Origin of the sequence: Pseudomonas aegrilactucae (assembly GCF_019168305.1) — a bacterium.
GTDB lineage: Bacteria > Pseudomonadota > Gammaproteobacteria > Pseudomonadales > Pseudomonadaceae > Aquipseudomonas > Aquipseudomonas aegrilactucae.
The window spans coordinates 193,114-208,632 of record NZ_JAHTBI010000010.1 but is presented as its reverse complement, the minus strand read 5'-3'; the positions used below and the strand labels follow the sequence as shown (position 1 = coordinate 208,632).

The following is a 15,519-nucleotide window of genomic DNA, read 5'->3' as shown; positions in this document are numbered from 1 at the left end:
GTTGCTCTGCCTGTCGACAAGAGCGCCATCTTTCAGGCAAGGCCGCCGGGCGACCGCCTGGCAGCTGTCATCAAACGGTCACCGTTTTGTGGCAGCGCGCCGGCATGAAGTTCATCAGACTTGCGCCTTACTGGGGATTTGCATTCTGGTGTTTCTTTCATGCGGGCATTCTTGTTTCTTGTGGCGCTGCTCAGCGCCTTTTCTGCGTTGGCGGCGCCACGCTGTGACGTCCACGTACCCACCGCACACGCCAGCGTGGGCGCGGTCAATCTTGCCTATCAGAGCATTGGCCGCGACCGCGACCCGGCCTTGCTGCTGGTCATGGGCCTGGGCGGGCAACTGATCCATTGGCCCGATGAGGTGGTGGTCGCCCTGTGCCAGCAAGGCTTTCGGGTGATCCGCTACGACAATCGCGACGTCGGCCTGTCGAGCTGGAACCTGCCACCGGCCGACGCCAACCTGACCTTCGAGGCGCTGCGCTACAAGCTCGGCTTGCCCGTCTCGGCGCCTTACAGCCTGGGCGACATGGCCGGTGACGGGCTGGGCCTGATGGATGCCTTGCAGGTGCGGCGCTTCCACGTGCTGGGGGTGAGCATGGGCGGGATGATCGCCCAGCACCTGGCGGCCATGGCCCCCGAGCGGGTCGAGAGCCTGACCCTGATCATGTCCAGCTCCGGGGCATCGGGCCTGCCGGCACCGGCACCGGCACTGGTGCAGCAGTTGGCGCGGCGCAGTGCACCCAACCGCGCGGTGGCGCTGGAGCAGCAGGCCGACCTGCTGGCCGCACTCGGCAGCCCGCAGGTGCAGGACGACCGCCAGGCGCTGCTGCACCAGGCGGCCCTCGCCTACGACCGCGCCTTCAACCCCGAAGGGGTCAAGCGCCAGATCCTGGCGATCCTCGCCGAGCCCAGCCGTATCGCGCTGCTCAACAGCCTGCGCGTGCCAACCCTGGTGGTGCACGGCACGGCCGACCCCTTGTTGCCGGTGATGCACGGGGTGCACCTGGCCGCGCATATCCAGGGCAGCCAGCTACGCCTGATACCAGGGTTGGCGCATCGCTTTCAGGAGCCGTTCAAGGCGCCCTTGCTGGCGGCGGTGCTGCCGTATCTGACGGCGCACCGCGAAGACATCAGCCATTGGGCGCAGCTTTAGTGCAGGCGCACCCACACGCTGACCAGCACGCTCGCAGCCACCAGCCAGGCGAGCGCGGCCAACGCCAGTGACAGCTCCAGGCGCAGCCGGTCGACCAGCACGTACAACGCCGCCAGGTACACGAAGTAGGGGATGATCGACCACATGCCGAACAGGATGGTGGTCTTCAGGTCCTCCAGCGTGCGGCCCTTACCGACGATGTAGTGGGCGATCAGGGCGAAGGTCGGAAACAGCGGCACCAGCCCGGCGATGTAGTAGTTGCGGGTCTTGGCCAGGGCCGCGAGGATCAGTACCACCGCGGCGCCCAGGCAGGCTTTGAGTATCAGGTCCACGCAGCGCTCGCTCAGGCCAGGCCGTATTTTTTGACTTTGTCGAACAGGGTGGTCTTGGCCATGCCCAGCTCCTGGCTGGCCTGGCTGAGGTTGCCGCCGGTGCGCTGCAATGCATCGCTGAGCAGGTTGCGCTCGAACGCCTCGACCGCCTCGGCAAAACCCAGGCTCTGCGCCACGTTGGCGCCGGCCTTCTTGAACGCCGGCAGGCCCAGTGCATGACGCTCGGCCACGTTGCGCAGCTCGCGCACGTTGCCCGGCCAGTCGTGCGCCATCAGCCGCGACAGGGTCTGGCTGTCCAGCGGCGGCGCTTCGCGGTCGAAACGCAGCGCCGACTGCTGCAGGAAGTGCTCGAACAGTTGCAGGATGTCCTCGCGGCGCTCGCGCAGCGGCGGCAGTTCCAGGGTCACCACGTTGAGGCGGTAGTACAGGTCGCTGCGAAACTGTCCGGTCTGGCCCAGCGCGTCGAGGTCCGACTTGGTGGCGGCAATCACCCGGCAGTCCACCGCAATGCTCTGGTTCGAGCCCAGGCGCTCCAGGGTGCGCTCCTGCAACACGCGCAACAGCTTGATCTGCAGGTTGACCGGCATGCTCTCGACCTCGTCGAGGAACAGCGTGCCGCCATTGGCATGCTCGATCTTGCCGATGCGGCGCTTGCCGGCGCCGGTGAAGGCGTTGGCTTCGTGGCCGAAGATCTCGGTTTCGAACAGGTTTTCCGGCAGCCCGCCGCAGTTCAGTGCCACGAACGGCTGGCTGTGGCGGCGGCTGAAGTCGTGCAGGCAGCGCGCTACCAACTCCTTGCCGGTGCCGGTCTCGCCTTCGATCAGCACGTTGGCCGAAGTGTCGGCGACGTTGGCGATCAGATCGCGCAGGTTCTGCATGGCCGGCGAGCGGCCGATGATGCGCCCCTCCAGCGTGCTGCGCTCGGCCAGTTGGCGGCGCAGCGAGAACACCTCGCGGGCCAGCCCGCGGTGCTCCAGGGCGCGGCGCACCACATCCACCAGGCGCTCGGGCGAGAAGGGTTTTTCCATGAAGTCGTAGGCGCCGTTGCGCATCGCGCCCACGGCCATGTTGATATCGCCGTGGCCGGTGATCAGCACCACCGGCAAGCTCTTGTCGCGCGCTTTCAGGCGGCTGAGCAGCTCCAGGCCGTCGATGCCCGGCAGGCGGATATCGCTGACCACGATGCCGGCGAAATCATCGCCGATACGCTCCAGTGCCTGCTCGGCACTGCCCACGCCTTCACAGGCGATGTCTTCCAGGGCCAGCGCCTGCTGGCACCCGAGCAACACGTGCGGGTCGTCTTCGACGATCAGGACGGTAAGGGGCGATGTGTTCATAGGGACTCGGCGGGTTCAGTGGGGGCATTGGCCAGCGGCAGGCTGAGGACGAACGCGGTACCGCCGCTGGCGGGGTGTTCGACGTTGAGGCTGCCGCCGGCAGCAGCGGCGAGGCTGGCCGACAGGGTCAGGCCCAGGCCCAGGCCGTGCTCGCCCGGCTTGGTGGTGAAAAACGGTTCGAACAGGTGCTTGCGCGCTTCATCGTCGATGCCGTGGCCGTTATCGCGCACGCGCAGGCGGTACTTGTCGCCCAGCAGTTCGCCTTCGAGCCACAGCTGCGGCAACGGCACGGCGGCCATGGCGTCCAGGGCATTGCCGATCAGGTTGACCAGGATCTGTTCCAGGCGTGTCTGGTCGATGCCCAGTTGCTGGTCGACGTAGTCTGCGTGCAGCTTCAGGTAGCAGCCTTCGATCCGTGCATTGAGCACTTGCAGTGCGGCGTCCACGGCCTTGGCCAGCGACGCCTGGCCGCGGTCGTCGCCACGCCGGGCGAACGAGCGCAGGCTGGCGGTGATGCGGCCCATGCGGTCGATCAGCTCGTTCATGGTCAGCAGGTTGGCACTGGCGGTTTCCAGTGCACCGCGCTCCAGGAAGCGCACGGTATTGCCCGACAGTGTGCGCAGCGCGGCCAGGGGCTGGTTCAGTTCATGCGCGATGCTGGTCGACATCTGCCCGATGGCGGCCAGCTTGCCGGCCTGCACCAGTTCGTCCTGGGCGTGGCGCAGGGTCTGTTCGGCATGCCGACGCTCGCGGATCTGGCCCTTGAGGCGTTCGTTGCTGGCGCGCAGGTCGGTGGTACGTTCGGCGATCCTGCGTTCGAGCTGGTTGTTGGCTTCTTCCAGCGCTTCGCGGGCGGCCAGGCGCGTGGCGATCACCTTGCGCCGCTCGTTCCAGGCAATCAGCAGGATCGCCAGCAGGGCGAAGGCCACGGCCACCAGCACGCCCTGGGTCATCGACTCGTGGCGCAGGTCCTGCAACGGGGTAAGCAGGGTGAAGTGCCACGGCGTGTCGCTCAGGCGCCGGCTCTGGGCCAGGTAGGCGACCTCGCGGGTGCTGTCACCCAGCTCCGCGTTGGCCGGGAAGGTCAGTTTCTCGACCCCGTCGGCGAGCTTCTCACGGTCCAGCGGCTGCAGTTCGTTGAGCGGGAACCAGTAGTACTGCAGGCTGCGCGCCAGGCGTTCCTTGATCTCGGGGGTGAGCGGGCGCACCGACTTCAGGCGCCGGGCCGGGTCGCTGGACAGAATGATGATGCCGTTCTCGTCGCTGACGAACGCCTCCAGGCGTGCGCGCTGCCAGCGCTCTTCGAGGGCCTCCAGGCGTACCTTGATCACGGCCACGCCGATGATCTTGCCGTGCTCTTCCAGGCCGTGGGCCAGGTAGTAGCCTGGCTCGCCGGTAGTGCTGCCGATGCCATAGAAGCGCCCAGGCTGGCCGCGTACGGCGTCCTGGAAGTAGGCGCGGAACGACAGGTCTTCGCCCAGGTAGCTGTCGACATCGCGCCAGTTGCTGGTGGCCTGCACCCGGCCGGTGGTGTCGAGCACATAGATGGCACGGCTGCGGCTGCGCCGGTTGAGGCCTTCGAGGTATTCGTTGACCGCCTGGCGGTGCTCGCCATCGGTTTCGGTCAGCAGGCTGGAAACGCTGTCTTCGAGTTCCAGCAGGCTGGGCAGGTAGGTGTATTTGCTGATCTCGCTCTCGACCGCGCGCGCGTGCAGCTCGAGCTGGCGCTCGCCGGTTTCGCTCAAGGTGCGGATGCCGTTGTGTTCGCTGATCAGGTAGCCGATCGCGCCCAGGCCGATCATCAGCAGGACGATCAGCGGTGGCAGGAACAGGTGGCGAATCAGGCGAGGTTTCACGGCAAGGGCAGGCTTGGCTGGGCGAAAGAGCGTGGGATCGCATTTCATCACAGTGGCCTTGTCACGACCAGCATCCTCTGCCCGGCGTGGGCCGGGCAGGGCGCCGGACGGTTGTCAGTGCTGCAGGATCTTGCTCAGGAAGTGCTGGGTACGCTCGTCACGCACGCTCTGGTCGCCGAAGAACTCTTCCTTGGTGCAGTCTTCGATGATGTTGCCCTTGTCCATGAAGATCACCCGGTTGGCCACCTTGCGCGCAAAGCCCATTTCGTGGGTCACGCACATCATGGTCATGCCTTCGTTGGCCAACTGCACCATCACGTCGAGTACCTCGCTGACCATCTCCGGGTCGAGCGCCGAGGTGGGTTCGTCGAACAGCATGACGATCGGGTCCATGGCCAGGGCGCGGGCGATGGCCACACGCTGCTGCTGGCCACCGGAGAGCTGGCCGGGGTGCTTCTTGGCGTGGGCGCTCAGGCCGACACGGTCGAGCAGGGCCAGGCCTTTCTTGCTGGCTTCGGCTTCGCTGCGGCCCAGCACCTTGCGCTGGGCAATGGTCAGGTTTTCGGTGATGGTCAGGTGCGGGAACAGCTCGAAGTGCTGGAACACCATGCCAACGCGCGAACGCAGCTTGGGCAGGTTGGTCTTGGGGTCGGCGATCGAGGTGCCGTCGACGATGATGTCACCCTTCTGGAAGGGCTCCAGCGCGTTGACGCACTTGATCAGGGTCGACTTGCCCGAACCGGACGGGCCGCACACCACCACCACCTCGCCTTTCTTGACGTCGGTGTTGCAGTCGGTCAGAACCTGGAAGTCGCCGTACCACTTGTTGACGTTCTTGATGGAAATCATACGGTTATCCTTTTCTGCAGACGCTTGACCAGTACGGAAGCGGAGAAGCTGATGACGAAGTACACAACACCGGCGAAGATCAGGAACTCGTTGGAGCGTCCGATGATGTCGCCGTTGGCGCGTGCGGAGTTGAGGAAGTCCACCAGGCCCACGGTATACACCAGCGAGGTGTCCTGGAACAGGATGATGCTTTGCTGCAGCAGCAGCGGGGTCATCTTGCGAAACGCCTGCGGCAGGATGATCAGGCGCATGGTCTGCGCGTAGTTCATGCCCAGCGCCTGGGCAGCGCCCATCTGGCCCTTGGAGATCGACTGCACGCCCGCCCGCACGATTTCGCAGAAATACGCGGCCTCGAACATCATGAACGCCACGACGCAGGAGGTGAAGGCGCCCACCGGGGTGTCTTCGCCGGTGATCCAGCGCAGCACGAACGGCACCGCCAGGTAGAACCAGGTGATCACCAGCAGCAGCGGGATGGAGCGGAAGTAGTTGACGTAGGCACCGGCCAGGTTGGCCAGCAGCTTGCTCGACGACAGGCGCATCAGCGCCAGGATCGTACCCAGTACCAGGCCACCGACGATCCCCAGGACCATCAGTTGCAGGGTCATGAGCATGCCATTCCACAGGCCGGGAATGGCCGGGATGATGCCACTGAAATCGAAGTCCATTATTTACCCCCCACGGAGATCAGGCCGGGCACCGCGACTTTCTTCTCGACCAGACGCATCAGCAGCATCAGGCTCATGTTCAGCGTGAAGTAGATCAGTGTGGCCAGGGTGAACGCTTCGAACAGGTTGGCCGAAAACTCGGCGGTCTGTTTGGTTTGCGCCAGCAGTTCCATCAGGCCGATCAGCGAGGCCACCGACGAGTTCTTGAACACGTTCAGGAATTCGGAGGTGAGCGGCGGAATGATGATCCGGTAGGCTTGTGGCAGCAGCACGTTCCAGTAGATCTGCGGCAGGCTGAAGCCCATCGCGCGGGCGGCCGATTCCTGGCCGCGTGGCAGCGCCTGGATACCGGTACGTACCTGTTCGCACACCCGTGCCGCGGTGAACAGGCCCAGGCACACGACCACGCTGATGAACGCCGAGGTGGTCGGGTTGAGGTCTTGCTTGTACCACTCCTGCATCCCCTCGGGCAGCAGGTCCGGTACCAGGAAGTACCAGATGAACAGCTGCACCAGCAGCGGTACGTTACGGAAGAGTTCCACGTAGGCCGTGGCGATGCCTGATACCAAGCGGTTTGGCACGGTGCGCATGACGCCGAGTACCGAACCCAGCAGCAACGCGATAATCCAGGCGGCGGCAGCAATGCCGATGGTCCAGCCCAGGCCGGTGATGTACCAGTCGAGATAGACCTCGCTGCCAACGCCGGTGGACTTGAAGAATACGCCCCAGTCCCAGTTGTAATTCATCGGGGTCTCCCCTCAGATCAGTTGTTTCACGGGCACCTTCGAGCATCCGGGGGCGCATGAGGCGCCCTCGGATGAAAGGTTAGACACTTACCAGCTGGGGATCAGGACTTCTTTTCGTCTGCAGCTTTGTCGGTAGGATTGGCGATCAGCGCCTTGAGCTCGTCGCTCATCGGGAATTGCAGGTTCAGGCCTTTTGGCGGGACGGGCTGGTTGAACCACTTGTCGTAGATCTTGTTGATCTCGCCCGACTTGTAGAGCGCGACGATGGCCTTGTCGACGGCTGCCTTGAACGGTGCGTCGTCCTTGCGGACCATGCAGCCGTAGATTTCGTAGGATTGCGGAGTGCCGACGATGGCCCAGCCTTTGGGGTTCTTGGCCTTGGCCATTTCACCGGCGAGCAGGGCGTCATCCATCATGAACGCTACGGCGCGGCCCGACTCGAGCATCTGGAACGACTCGCCGTGGTCCTTGGCCGAGATGACGTTCATCTTCATCTGCTTGTCAGCGTTCATCGACTTGAGGATGCGCTCGGAGGTGGTGCCCGCGGTGGTCACCACGTTCTTGCCGGCCAGGTCCGGGAAGTCCTTGTACTTGGCTTCTTCTGGCTTGCCGTCTTTGGCAGCGGTCAGCAGGCGGGTGCCCACTTCGAAGATGCCCACCGAGAACGCGACCTGCTGCTGGCGCTCGACGTTGTTGGTGGTCGAACCGCATTCGACGTCAACGGTGCCGTTCTGTACCAGCGGGATACGGGTTTGCGAGGTGACCAGGTTGTACTTGACCTTCAGGTCTGGCTTGTTCAGGTCCTTTTTCAGGGCCTCGACGATGGCCAGCTGGATGTCGTGGGAGTAACCGACGGGTTTGCCCGAAGCGTCGGCGATGTAGGAGAACGGGATGGAAGCGTCACGGTGCCCCAGGGTAATGGTGCCCGACTCGTTGATTTTCTTGAGGGTGCCGGTCAGTTCAGCAGCGAAGGCTGGAGTGCTGATCAAAGCGGTCGCCATGGCGGCGCCCAACAGATGGGGAACGATACGCATCAAATTTTCCTCGACGTTGTTTTTTTTTATTGAGCCGTTGGCGGGCTCTTTCGTTCAGCGAACACTGCAAAGATAGCGGTTGCGCATTCGGGTACTGAGTGTAGAGCATGACTCGTGCCAAGCCCTGACATTGATCATAACGCCATGAAAACACGGGACATTAAGTTTTTTTGACGGGGTGTTTGGGGGGAAGGGTGTCCGGGATTCCGATTAGTGGCCATTTGCTCGTTCGGAAAACCGACTGTGAGGGGCCTTCAAGGTCCTCTTCGCTGGCAAGCCAGCTCCCACAGGTACCTGCGGTGCCTGCACAACCTGTGGGAGCTGGCTTGCCAGCGAAAGGGGCGACGCGGTCTCAGGCGGCCTGGGTGCGGCTGCGGCTCAGCTCCACCCGTTGCAGGTAGGTGCGCAGGGTCTGCTGCTCTGCCGCGGTGGTGAACAACCCAAGCTTGGTACGCCGCCACAGGATGTCGTCGACGCTCACCGCCCATTCCTCGGCGCACAGGTAATCCACCTCGCGGGCAAACAATCCGCCACCGATGGCCTCACCCAGGTCATCCGGGCCTTGCACGCCTTCGAGCAGGCGCCACACACGGCTGCCATAGGTCAGCGCCCAGCGCCGGGCGATCTCGGCCGGCAGCCAGCCGCAACGCGCGAGGATCTCGTCGCACAGCGCCTGGGGCGTGGTCATCCGTTCACCGCCAGGCAGGCTGGAGGTGGCGGTCCAGCTGCCTTTCATCTGGGTGAAGTACGGCGCCAGCTCAGCCATCGCCGATTCGGCCAGCTTGCGGTAGGTGGTCAGCTTGCCGCCGAATACCGACAACAGGGGCGCCTCGGCGCCGCTGGCCGACAGTGCCAGGGTGTAGTCGCGGGTGACCGCCGAGGGGTTGTCCGACTCGTCGTTGCACAGCGGGCGTACGCCGGAATAGGTGCTGAGGATGTCGGCACGCCCGAGCTGGTGATTGAAGTGCGCATTGACCACCTTGAGCAGGTAGTCGGTCTCGGCCTCGGTAATGCTCACCTGGGCCGGGTCGCCGCTGTATTCACGGTCGGTGGTACCGATCAGGGTGAAACGCTCCAGGTACGGAATGGCGAACACGATGCGCTGGTCTTCGTTCTGCAGGATGTAGGCGTGCTCGCCTTCGTACAGGCGCGGCACGATCAGGTGGCTGCCCTGGATCAGGCGGATGCCGTAGGGCGCCTCCAGCTTGAGGTCGTCCTTGATGAACCTGGCGACCCATGGGCCGGCCGCATTCACCAGCGCACGCGCCTGAATGGTCTGCTGGGTGCCGTCGGCACGTTCCAGTTGCACGTTCCACAGCTTGCCGACGCGACGCGCGCTGACACAGCGCGTACGCGTCAGGATGTGCGCACCCAGTTCACGCGCAGCCATGGCATTGAGCACCACCAGGCGGGCGTCATCCACCGCGCAGTCGGCGTACTCGAAACCGCGGGTGATCGCCGGCTTGAGCGGGTTGCCCGGCCCGAAGCGCAGGGTGCGCGAGGCGCCAAGCTGCTTGCGCTTGCCCAGGTGGTCATACAGGAACAGGCCGGCGCGGATCATCCAGGCCGGACGCAGGTGCGGCTGGTGCGGCAGCACGAAGCGCATCGGCTTGACGATGTGCGGCGCCTTGGCCAGCAGCACTTCGCGCTCGGCCAGGGCTTCGCGCACCAGGCGGAACTCGTAGTGTTCCAGGTAGCGCAGGCCGCCGTGGATCAGCTTGCTGCTGGCCGAGGACGTGTGGCTGGCCAGGTCGTCCTTTTCGCACAGCAGCACCGACAGGCCGCGCCCGGCCGCATCGGTGGCGATACCGACGCCGTTGATGCCGCCACCAATCACGGCAACGTCATAGATTTCGGCAAGGGCGGGCGATGGCGAGCTGGACTGGGACACGAGGCGGCCTCTGAATTCTGTAAGCATCGAATTTGAACATTAATGTTCATTTGCGAAAATGGTAGCGCAACAAAATGGCGGCCGCCAGTCGCTTTCAATAGAAAATACTGATCAGATGACAATTAAATGAAAAATACTGAACATTCGTGCGGCCCTCGTGGCGAGGGCCGCAGGCGCACCGTCACACCACGTCGAGGCGGATCTTGTGCTGGTTGAGCAACTGAGCCAGGGCGGCGACCGGCGGCTGGTCGGTCACCAGGCAGTCGATCAGGCTGATCGAGCCCAGGCGCACCATGGCATTGCGCCCGAACTTGCTGGAGTCGGCGGCCAGGATCACCTGGCGGGCATTGGCGATGATGGCCTGGGACACGCGCACTTCCTGGTAGTCGAAGTCCAGCAGGCTGCCGTCCTCGTCGATGCCACTGATGCCGACCAGAGCGAAGTCGACCTTGAACTGGTTGATGAAGTCGACGCTGGCCTGGCCGACCACACCGCCGTCGCGGCGCACGTTTCCGCCGGCCAGCAGCACTTCGAAGTCATCCTTGGCGCTGAGGATGGAGGCCACGTGCAGGTTGTTGGTGATGATCTTCAGGTGATTGTGATTGAGCAACGCGCGGGCGATCGATTCGGTGGTGGTGCCGATATTGATGAACAGCGAGGCATGGTCGGGGATCTGTGCGGCGATGGCTTCGGCGATCCGCTGTTTTTCATCGCGCATCTGGTCGGCGCGCATGGCGTAGGCGGTGTTTTCGATGCTGGAGTCGTAGGCCGCGCCACCGTGGTAGCGGCGTAGCAGATTGACTTCAGCCAGTTGGTTGATGTCGCGGCGAATGGTTTGCGGGGTGACGACGAACAACTGCGCCATTTCCTCGATACTGACGTAGCCGCGTTCACGGACCAGTTCGAGGATTTGTTGTTGGCGAGGGGGCAGATTCATGGGCGGTCCTTTTGGGCTGCCGGGCAAATTCTGCATGATGCCGCAGGAACGGGGCGGGGGCCAGTGTGAGGGTAGGCTGAAACGATCCTGTTCACCCCTTCGCTGGCAAGCCAGCTCCCACAGGTACCCCACTGATCTTCAGGGCAGTGAATTACCTGTGGGAGCTGGCTTGCCAGCGAAGGGGCCCTGTCAGCCCACCAGGGCTTCGCGGCTCATCACTCCATCGACCAGGCGCTCGATCCCCAGCGGGTTGGCATCCTGCAACGCCTGCGGCAACAGCGCATCCGGGTAGTTCTGGAAGCACACCGGCCGCAAGAACCGATCTATCGCCAGCGTACCCACCGAGGTGCCCCGCGCATCCGAAGTGGCCGGGTACGGCCCGCCATGCACCATCGCGTCACACACCTCCACACCCGTCGGATAGCCATTGAGCAGAATCCGCCCGACCTTTTCCACCAGCAACTCACCCAGCCAGCGGTACGCCAGCAATTCCGCCGGCTCGCCGATCAAGGTAGCCGTCAGTTGCCCACGCAGGGCCTGCACTGCCGCAGCCAACTGCGCCTGGTCGTCGACCTCGATGATGATGCTGGCCGGCCCGAACACCTCCTCCTGCAGCAACCCATCCCCGTCCAGCAGCAAACGCACATCGGCCTTGAACAGCTGCGGCTGCGCCTGCCCATCAGCCTGTGCAGCACCGGCCAGATGGCTGATGCCAGGGTGTTGGTGCAGGTGCTGCAAGCCTTCGGCATAGCTGGCCAGGGCGCCGGCATTGAGCATGGTCTGCGCCGGCTGGTCGGCCATATGGGCGCTGAAGGCCTCGACGAAGGCGCTGAACGCAGGTGAGCGCAGGCCAATGATCAGCCCAGGATTGGTACAGAACTGCCCGCAGCCCAGGGTCACCGAGCCGGTCAGCTCGCGCGCCAGCGCATCGCCGCGCACTGCGAGCGCCTCTGGCAGCAGGATCACCGGGTTGATGCTCGACATCTCGGCAAATACCGGGATCGGCTGTGCACGCTCGGCCGCCATCCTGCACAGGGCATTGCCGCCCTTGAGCGAACCGGTGAAGCCCACCGCCTGGATTGCCGGGTGCTTGACCAGCCACTCCCCGACGCCCGCGCCATAGATCATGTTGAACACGCCCGCCGGCATGTCGGTGCGCTGCGCTGCGCGAAGGATGGCATCGGCCACCCATTCGGCCGTGGCCATGTGCCCGCTGTGGGCCTTGAACACCACCGGGCAGCCCGCCGCCAGCGCCGAAGCGGTATCGCCGCCAGCGGTGGAGAAGGCCAGCGGAAAGTTGCTGGCACCGAACACGGCTACAGGCCCCAGGCCGATGCGGTACTGGCGCAGATCAGGGCGTGGCAGCGGCTGGCGCTGCGGCAGTGCACGGTCGATCCGCGCGCCGTGGAAGTCGCCACGGCGCAGCACCGTGGCGAACAGGCGCAACTGGCCACTGGTGCGGCCGCGCTCGCCCTGGATGCGCCCGGCCGGCAAGGCGGTCTCGCGGCATACCGTGGCGATGAAATCATCGCCCAGCGCATCCAGCTCGTGCGCGATGGCGTCAAGAAACTCGGCGCGCCGGGCGGCCGGCAGCGCGCGGTACAGTGGGTAGGCGCCGGCAGCGGCCGTGGCGGCGGCGTTCACCTCTTCCAGGGTGGCCTGGGTGAAGGTGCAGGGCAGCGCCTCGCCGGTAGTGGCATCGAGACTGCGCAGCAGGGTGGTGCCGGTGGCCGAGCGCTGGCCGGCAATGTAGTTGTGGCCCAGAACGGTGGTCATGTGAGCGTCCTTTGTCGGTTGAAGGCAGGGTCAGGTGATGGCGCCGATCTGCCAGGGTACGAATTCGTTCTGGCCGTAGCCATGCTGCTCGCTTTTGCTGCGCTCGCCCGAGGCGATGCGCAGCATCAGGCGGTAGATATGCTCGCCGCGTTCCTCGATGGTCATGCTGCCATCGGCGATGCCGCCGCAATTCACGTCCATGTCCTCTTCCTGGGTTTCCCACAGGCGGGTATTGGTGGCCAGCTTGATCGAAGGCGATGGCGCGCAACCATAGGCCGAGCCGCGTCCGGTGGTGAAGGCGATCAGGTTGGCGCCGCCTGCGACCTGGCCGGTGGCCGAGATCGGGTCGTAGCCGGGGGTGTCCATGAACACCAGGCCGTGGGCGCGCACCGGCTGGGCGTATTCGTACACCTCGACCAGGTCGCTGGAGCCGGCCTTGGCCACCGCACCGAGGGATTTCTCCAGGATGGTGGTGAGCCCGCCGGCCTTGTTGCCCGCCGAGGGGTTGTTGTTGAGTTCGGCGCCCATGCGCTCGCAGTAGGCTTCCCACCAGTGGATGCGCGCAATCAGCTTTTCGCCCACCTGCTGGCTGACTGCGCGCCGCGTGAGCAAGTGCTCGGCGCCATAGATCTCGGGGGTTTCCGAGAGGATCGCGGTGCCGCCGGCCGCTACCAGGCGATCGACCGCATTGCCCAGCGCGGGGTTGGCGGTAATGCCGGAGTAACCGTCGGAGCCCCCGCACTGCAGGCCGATGACCAGGTGCCGGGCGCTGACGGGCTGGCGTTCTACCTGGTTGGCTTGAGCCAGCAGCGACTTGACCTGGGCGATACCGCTGGCGATGGTCCTGGACGTCCCGCCCGTGCCCTGGATGGTGAAGGTGCGCAGGGTATTGCTGCTGTTCAGGCCCTGGGCGGCCAGCAGGTCGGGGATCTGATTGGTTTCGCAGCCCAGGCCGATCATCAGCACCGAGGCGAAGTTGGCATGCACCGCATAGCCGCCCAGGGTGCGCTGCAGCATGGCCAGCGCCTCACCGCCCGGGTCGACGGCGCAGCCAACGCCGTGGGTGAGGGCGACCACGCCGTCGACGTTGGGGTAGTCGGCCAGGGCCTGGGGGTGAATGTCGCGGCGAAAATGGTCGGCGATGGCACGTGCCACCGTGGCCGAGCAGTTCACCGAGGTCAGGATGCCGATGTAGTTGCGTGTCGCTACCCGGCCGTCCGCCCGCACGATGCCCATGAAGGTATCGTCGGTGGGCGTGGCCTGGCCCTTGGCATCCACACCGAAGGCGTAGTCACGGGCGAAGTCGCCCATGGCCAGGTTGTGCACGTGCACATGCTCGCCGGCCGCAATGGCCTGGCTGGCAAAGCCGATGATCTGGCCATAGCGGCGCAGCGGCTGGCCGGCCGCCAGGGCGCGCACGGCAACCTTGTGCCCGGCCGGGATGGCCTGCAGCACCTCGATGCCCTCGGCGGCCAGGTGCAGCCCCTTGGGCAGGGGCTGGCGGGCGATCAGCACATCGTCCAGCGGGTTGAGGCGAATCACGGCGTTGGCGGCACTGTCGCTGCCTGTTGTTGTAATAAGTTGCATCTCAGTCATCTCCAGGGGCGTGGGCCGGGCTTACGCCAGGCCGCGCTCGCGATAGTCGATCAGGCCGGAGAACAGCATCAGGCCGAAGGCCATGACCACGAAGAAGATCAGGGCCAGGAAGTAGGAACCGGTGAACTGCACGATCAGGCCGATCAGGATCGGCACCAGCACGCCGACCATGTTGCCGCAGAAGTTCATGCTGCCCCCCAGAATGCCGGCCTTGGACTTGCCGCCCAGAATCGCCGGCAGGCACCAGTACATGCCGCACCAGCGGATGAAGAACAGCGCCACGCAGAGCAGCGCGATGACCCGCGCGGCATCGGCGGTGTAGGCCACCAGCAGGATGCACACGGCAGCCACGGCGGCCGAGCCTGCAAACATGCTGCGCATCACGGTGTTGGGCTGGCCGCCGTTGGCTTTCCACTTGTCGGCGATCCAGCCGCCGATCAGCTCGCCGACGAAGCCGCACATGAAGATCAGGAAGGTGGCGCCGCCCATGGCCTTGATGTCGAGGTTGTGGGCCTGGTGCAGGTAGCTCGGCATCCAGGTCAGCAGGCCGTAGAACACGCTGTTGTAGCAGGCGTAGCCGGCGAACATGGCCAGTACCGAACGGCTTTTGAGCAGCTCCTTGAGGATCGCCTTGCGCCCGTTGCCGTCGCTGGCAGCCGCGTTGGCGCGGGTGATGTATTCAAGCTCGGCGGCATTGACCTTGGGGTGCTCGCTGGGGTGGTTGCGGATGTACCACCAGGCCCAGATGCCGACCACGATGGTGCCCACGCCGGCGATCACGAAGGCGATGCGCCAGGAGTCGAACCAGGTGATCAGGCCGGCAATGATGATTGCGCCGAACGCGGTGCCCAGGGGAGCGCCGCCGTCCACCAGGGTGGCGCCGCGCCCGCGCTCGTTGGGGGTCAGCCAGGCGCCGTTGAGCTTGGCGCCGGCGGGCATGATCGGTGATTCGGCCACGCCCAGGCCGACCCGGGTGATCAGCAGCGTGATCCAGTTGTGCGCGCCGCCGGCCAGTGCCTGGAAGGCGCCCCAGCCGATGGTCGCGGCGCCGATGATGTTGCGTACCTGAAAGCGGTCCAGCAGCATGCCGCTGGGGATCTGCATCAAGGCGTACGACCAGAAGAAGGCGCTGAGGATCAGGCCTTCCATGGCCGGGGTCAGCTCGAACTCGGCCGAAATCAGCGGCAGCGCCACCGACAGGGAGGCGCGGTCGATGTAGTTGATCGCTGCCAGCAACAGCAGGATCAGGAAGATGCGCCAGCGCACGGTGGTCGGGCGGTCGCTGTCAGTCAACGCCACGGCGGGCGCAGGGGCGGCCTGGTAGGGGGTGTCTTTCATGCTCATC

At 64.9% G+C, this 15,519-nt stretch carries 13 protein-coding genes; 1 reads left to right on the top strand and 12 read right to left on the bottom strand.

Annotated features, from left to right (window positions below; all coding sequences use genetic code 11):
* The first annotated feature begins 159 nt into the window (after positions 1-159).
* A complete protein-coding gene (locus tag KUO17_RS04140; RefSeq protein WP_217973779.1) occupies positions 160-1,152 on the top strand; it encodes an alpha/beta fold hydrolase in 993 nt (330 codons plus the stop codon).
* On the opposite strand, the gene KUO17_RS04135 is transcribed toward KUO17_RS04140, so the two are convergent.
* The 12 genes from KUO17_RS04135 to KUO17_RS04080 all read right to left on the bottom strand — a co-directional run bounded on the left by KUO17_RS04135 (position 1,149) and on the right by KUO17_RS04080 (position 15,512).
* Positions 1,149-1,475, bottom strand: a complete 327-nt coding sequence (locus KUO17_RS04135; protein WP_217973941.1) for a GlpM family protein — start codon at positions 1,473-1,475, stop codon at positions 1,149-1,151. The genes KUO17_RS04140 and KUO17_RS04135 overlap by 4 nt on opposite strands.
* A gap of 20 nt (positions 1,476-1,495) precedes the next feature.
* Positions 1,496-2,821, bottom strand: a complete 1,326-nt coding sequence (gene aauR / locus KUO17_RS04130) for a two-component response regulator AauR (protein WP_217973777.1) — start codon at positions 2,819-2,821, stop codon at positions 1,496-1,498.
* The gene (gene aauS, locus KUO17_RS04125) at positions 2,818-4,725 is read right to left on the bottom strand and encodes a two-component sensor histidine kinase AauS (protein WP_217973775.1); all 1,908 of its coding nucleotides are present in this window, start codon (positions 4,723-4,725) and stop codon (positions 2,818-2,820) included. Before aauS ends, aauR begins: the two co-directional genes overlap by 4 nt.
* 66 nt (positions 4,726-4,791) lie before the next feature.
* Positions 4,792-5,526 (bottom strand): amino acid ABC transporter ATP-binding protein, encoded by a 735-nt coding sequence (locus KUO17_RS04120; protein WP_163943077.1) that lies wholly within the window; start codon positions 5,524-5,526, stop codon positions 4,792-4,794.
* Complete coding sequence (locus tag KUO17_RS04115) at positions 5,523-6,194, bottom strand: amino acid ABC transporter permease (protein WP_163943074.1); 672 nt, start codon at positions 6,192-6,194, stop codon at positions 5,523-5,525. Before KUO17_RS04115 ends, KUO17_RS04120 begins: the two co-directional genes overlap by 4 nt.
* Complete coding sequence (locus tag KUO17_RS04110; protein WP_163943072.1) at positions 6,194-6,940, bottom strand: amino acid ABC transporter permease; 747 nt, start codon at positions 6,938-6,940, stop codon at positions 6,194-6,196. Before KUO17_RS04110 ends, KUO17_RS04115 begins: the two co-directional genes overlap by 1 nt.
* 101 nt (positions 6,941-7,041) lie before the next feature.
* A complete protein-coding gene (locus KUO17_RS04105) occupies positions 7,042-7,974 on the bottom strand; it encodes a glutamate/aspartate ABC transporter substrate-binding protein (protein ID WP_217973773.1) in 933 nt (310 codons plus the stop codon).
* Positions 7,975-8,326: 352 nt separating this feature from the next.
* A complete protein-coding gene (glpD, locus tag KUO17_RS04100; RefSeq protein WP_217973772.1) occupies positions 8,327-9,892 on the bottom strand; it encodes a glycerol-3-phosphate dehydrogenase in 1,566 nt (521 codons plus the stop codon).
* A 154-nt stretch (positions 9,893-10,046) separates the two neighbouring features.
* Positions 10,047-10,802 (bottom strand): DeoR/GlpR family transcriptional regulator, encoded by a 756-nt coding sequence (locus KUO17_RS04095; RefSeq protein ID WP_043861985.1) that lies wholly within the window; start codon positions 10,800-10,802, stop codon positions 10,047-10,049.
* Between the two features lie 189 nt (positions 10,803-10,991).
* Positions 10,992-12,578 carry an aldehyde dehydrogenase (NADP(+)) gene (locus KUO17_RS04090; RefSeq protein ID WP_217973770.1) on the bottom strand — a complete coding sequence of 529 codons (1,587 nt, stop codon included), beginning with the start codon at positions 12,576-12,578 and terminating at the stop codon, positions 10,992-10,994.
* Between the two features lie 30 nt (positions 12,579-12,608).
* Positions 12,609-14,165, bottom strand: a complete 1,557-nt coding sequence (locus tag KUO17_RS04085) for a UxaA family hydrolase (protein ID WP_217973769.1) — start codon at positions 14,163-14,165, stop codon at positions 12,609-12,611.
* 30 nt (positions 14,166-14,195) lie between these two features.
* The gene (locus KUO17_RS04080; RefSeq protein ID WP_217973767.1) at positions 14,196-15,512 is read right to left on the bottom strand and encodes an MFS transporter; all 1,317 of its coding nucleotides are present in this window, start codon (positions 15,510-15,512) and stop codon (positions 14,196-14,198) included.
* Positions 15,513-15,519 lie beyond the last annotated feature (7 nt).

Bases quoted from the DNA above. Each gene is read 5' to 3' on its own strand.
- KUO17_RS04140 (WP_217973779.1), top strand. From the start codon at position 160: ATGCGGGCATTCTTGTTTCTTGTGGCGCTGCTCAGCGCCTTTTCTGCG.
- aauR (WP_217973777.1), bottom strand. From the start codon at position 2,821: ATGAACACATCGCCCCTTACCGTCCTGATCGTCGAAGACGACCCGCAC.
- aauS (WP_217973775.1), bottom strand. From the start codon at position 4,725: ATGAAATGCGATCCCACGCTCTTTCGCCCAGCCAAGCCTGCCCTTGCC.
- KUO17_RS04120 (WP_163943077.1), bottom strand. From the start codon at position 5,526: ATGATTTCCATCAAGAACGTCAACAAGTGGTACGGCGACTTCCAGGTT.
- KUO17_RS04115 (WP_163943074.1), bottom strand. From the start codon at position 6,194: ATGGACTTCGATTTCAGTGGCATCATCCCGGCCATTCCCGGCCTGTGG.
- KUO17_RS04110 (WP_163943072.1), bottom strand. From the start codon at position 6,940: ATGAATTACAACTGGGACTGGGGCGTATTCTTCAAGTCCACCGGCGTT.
- KUO17_RS04105 (WP_217973773.1), bottom strand. From the start codon at position 7,974: ATGCGTATCGTTCCCCATCTGTTGGGCGCCGCCATGGCGACCGCTTTG.
- glpD (WP_217973772.1), bottom strand. From the start codon at position 9,892: ATGCTTACAGAATTCAGAGGCCGCCTCGTGTCCCAGTCCAGCTCGCCA.
- KUO17_RS04095 (WP_043861985.1), bottom strand. From the start codon at position 10,802: ATGAATCTGCCCCCTCGCCAACAACAAATCCTCGAACTGGTCCGTGAA.
- KUO17_RS04090 (WP_217973770.1), bottom strand. From the start codon at position 12,578: ATGACCACCGTTCTGGGCCACAACTACATTGCCGGCCAGCGCTCGGCC.
- KUO17_RS04085 (WP_217973769.1), bottom strand. From the start codon at position 14,165: ATGCAACTTATTACAACAACAGGCAGCGACAGTGCCGCCAACGCCGTG.
- KUO17_RS04080 (WP_217973767.1), bottom strand. From the start codon at position 15,512: ATGAAAGACACCCCCTACCAGGCCGCCCCTGCGCCCGCCGTGGCGTTG.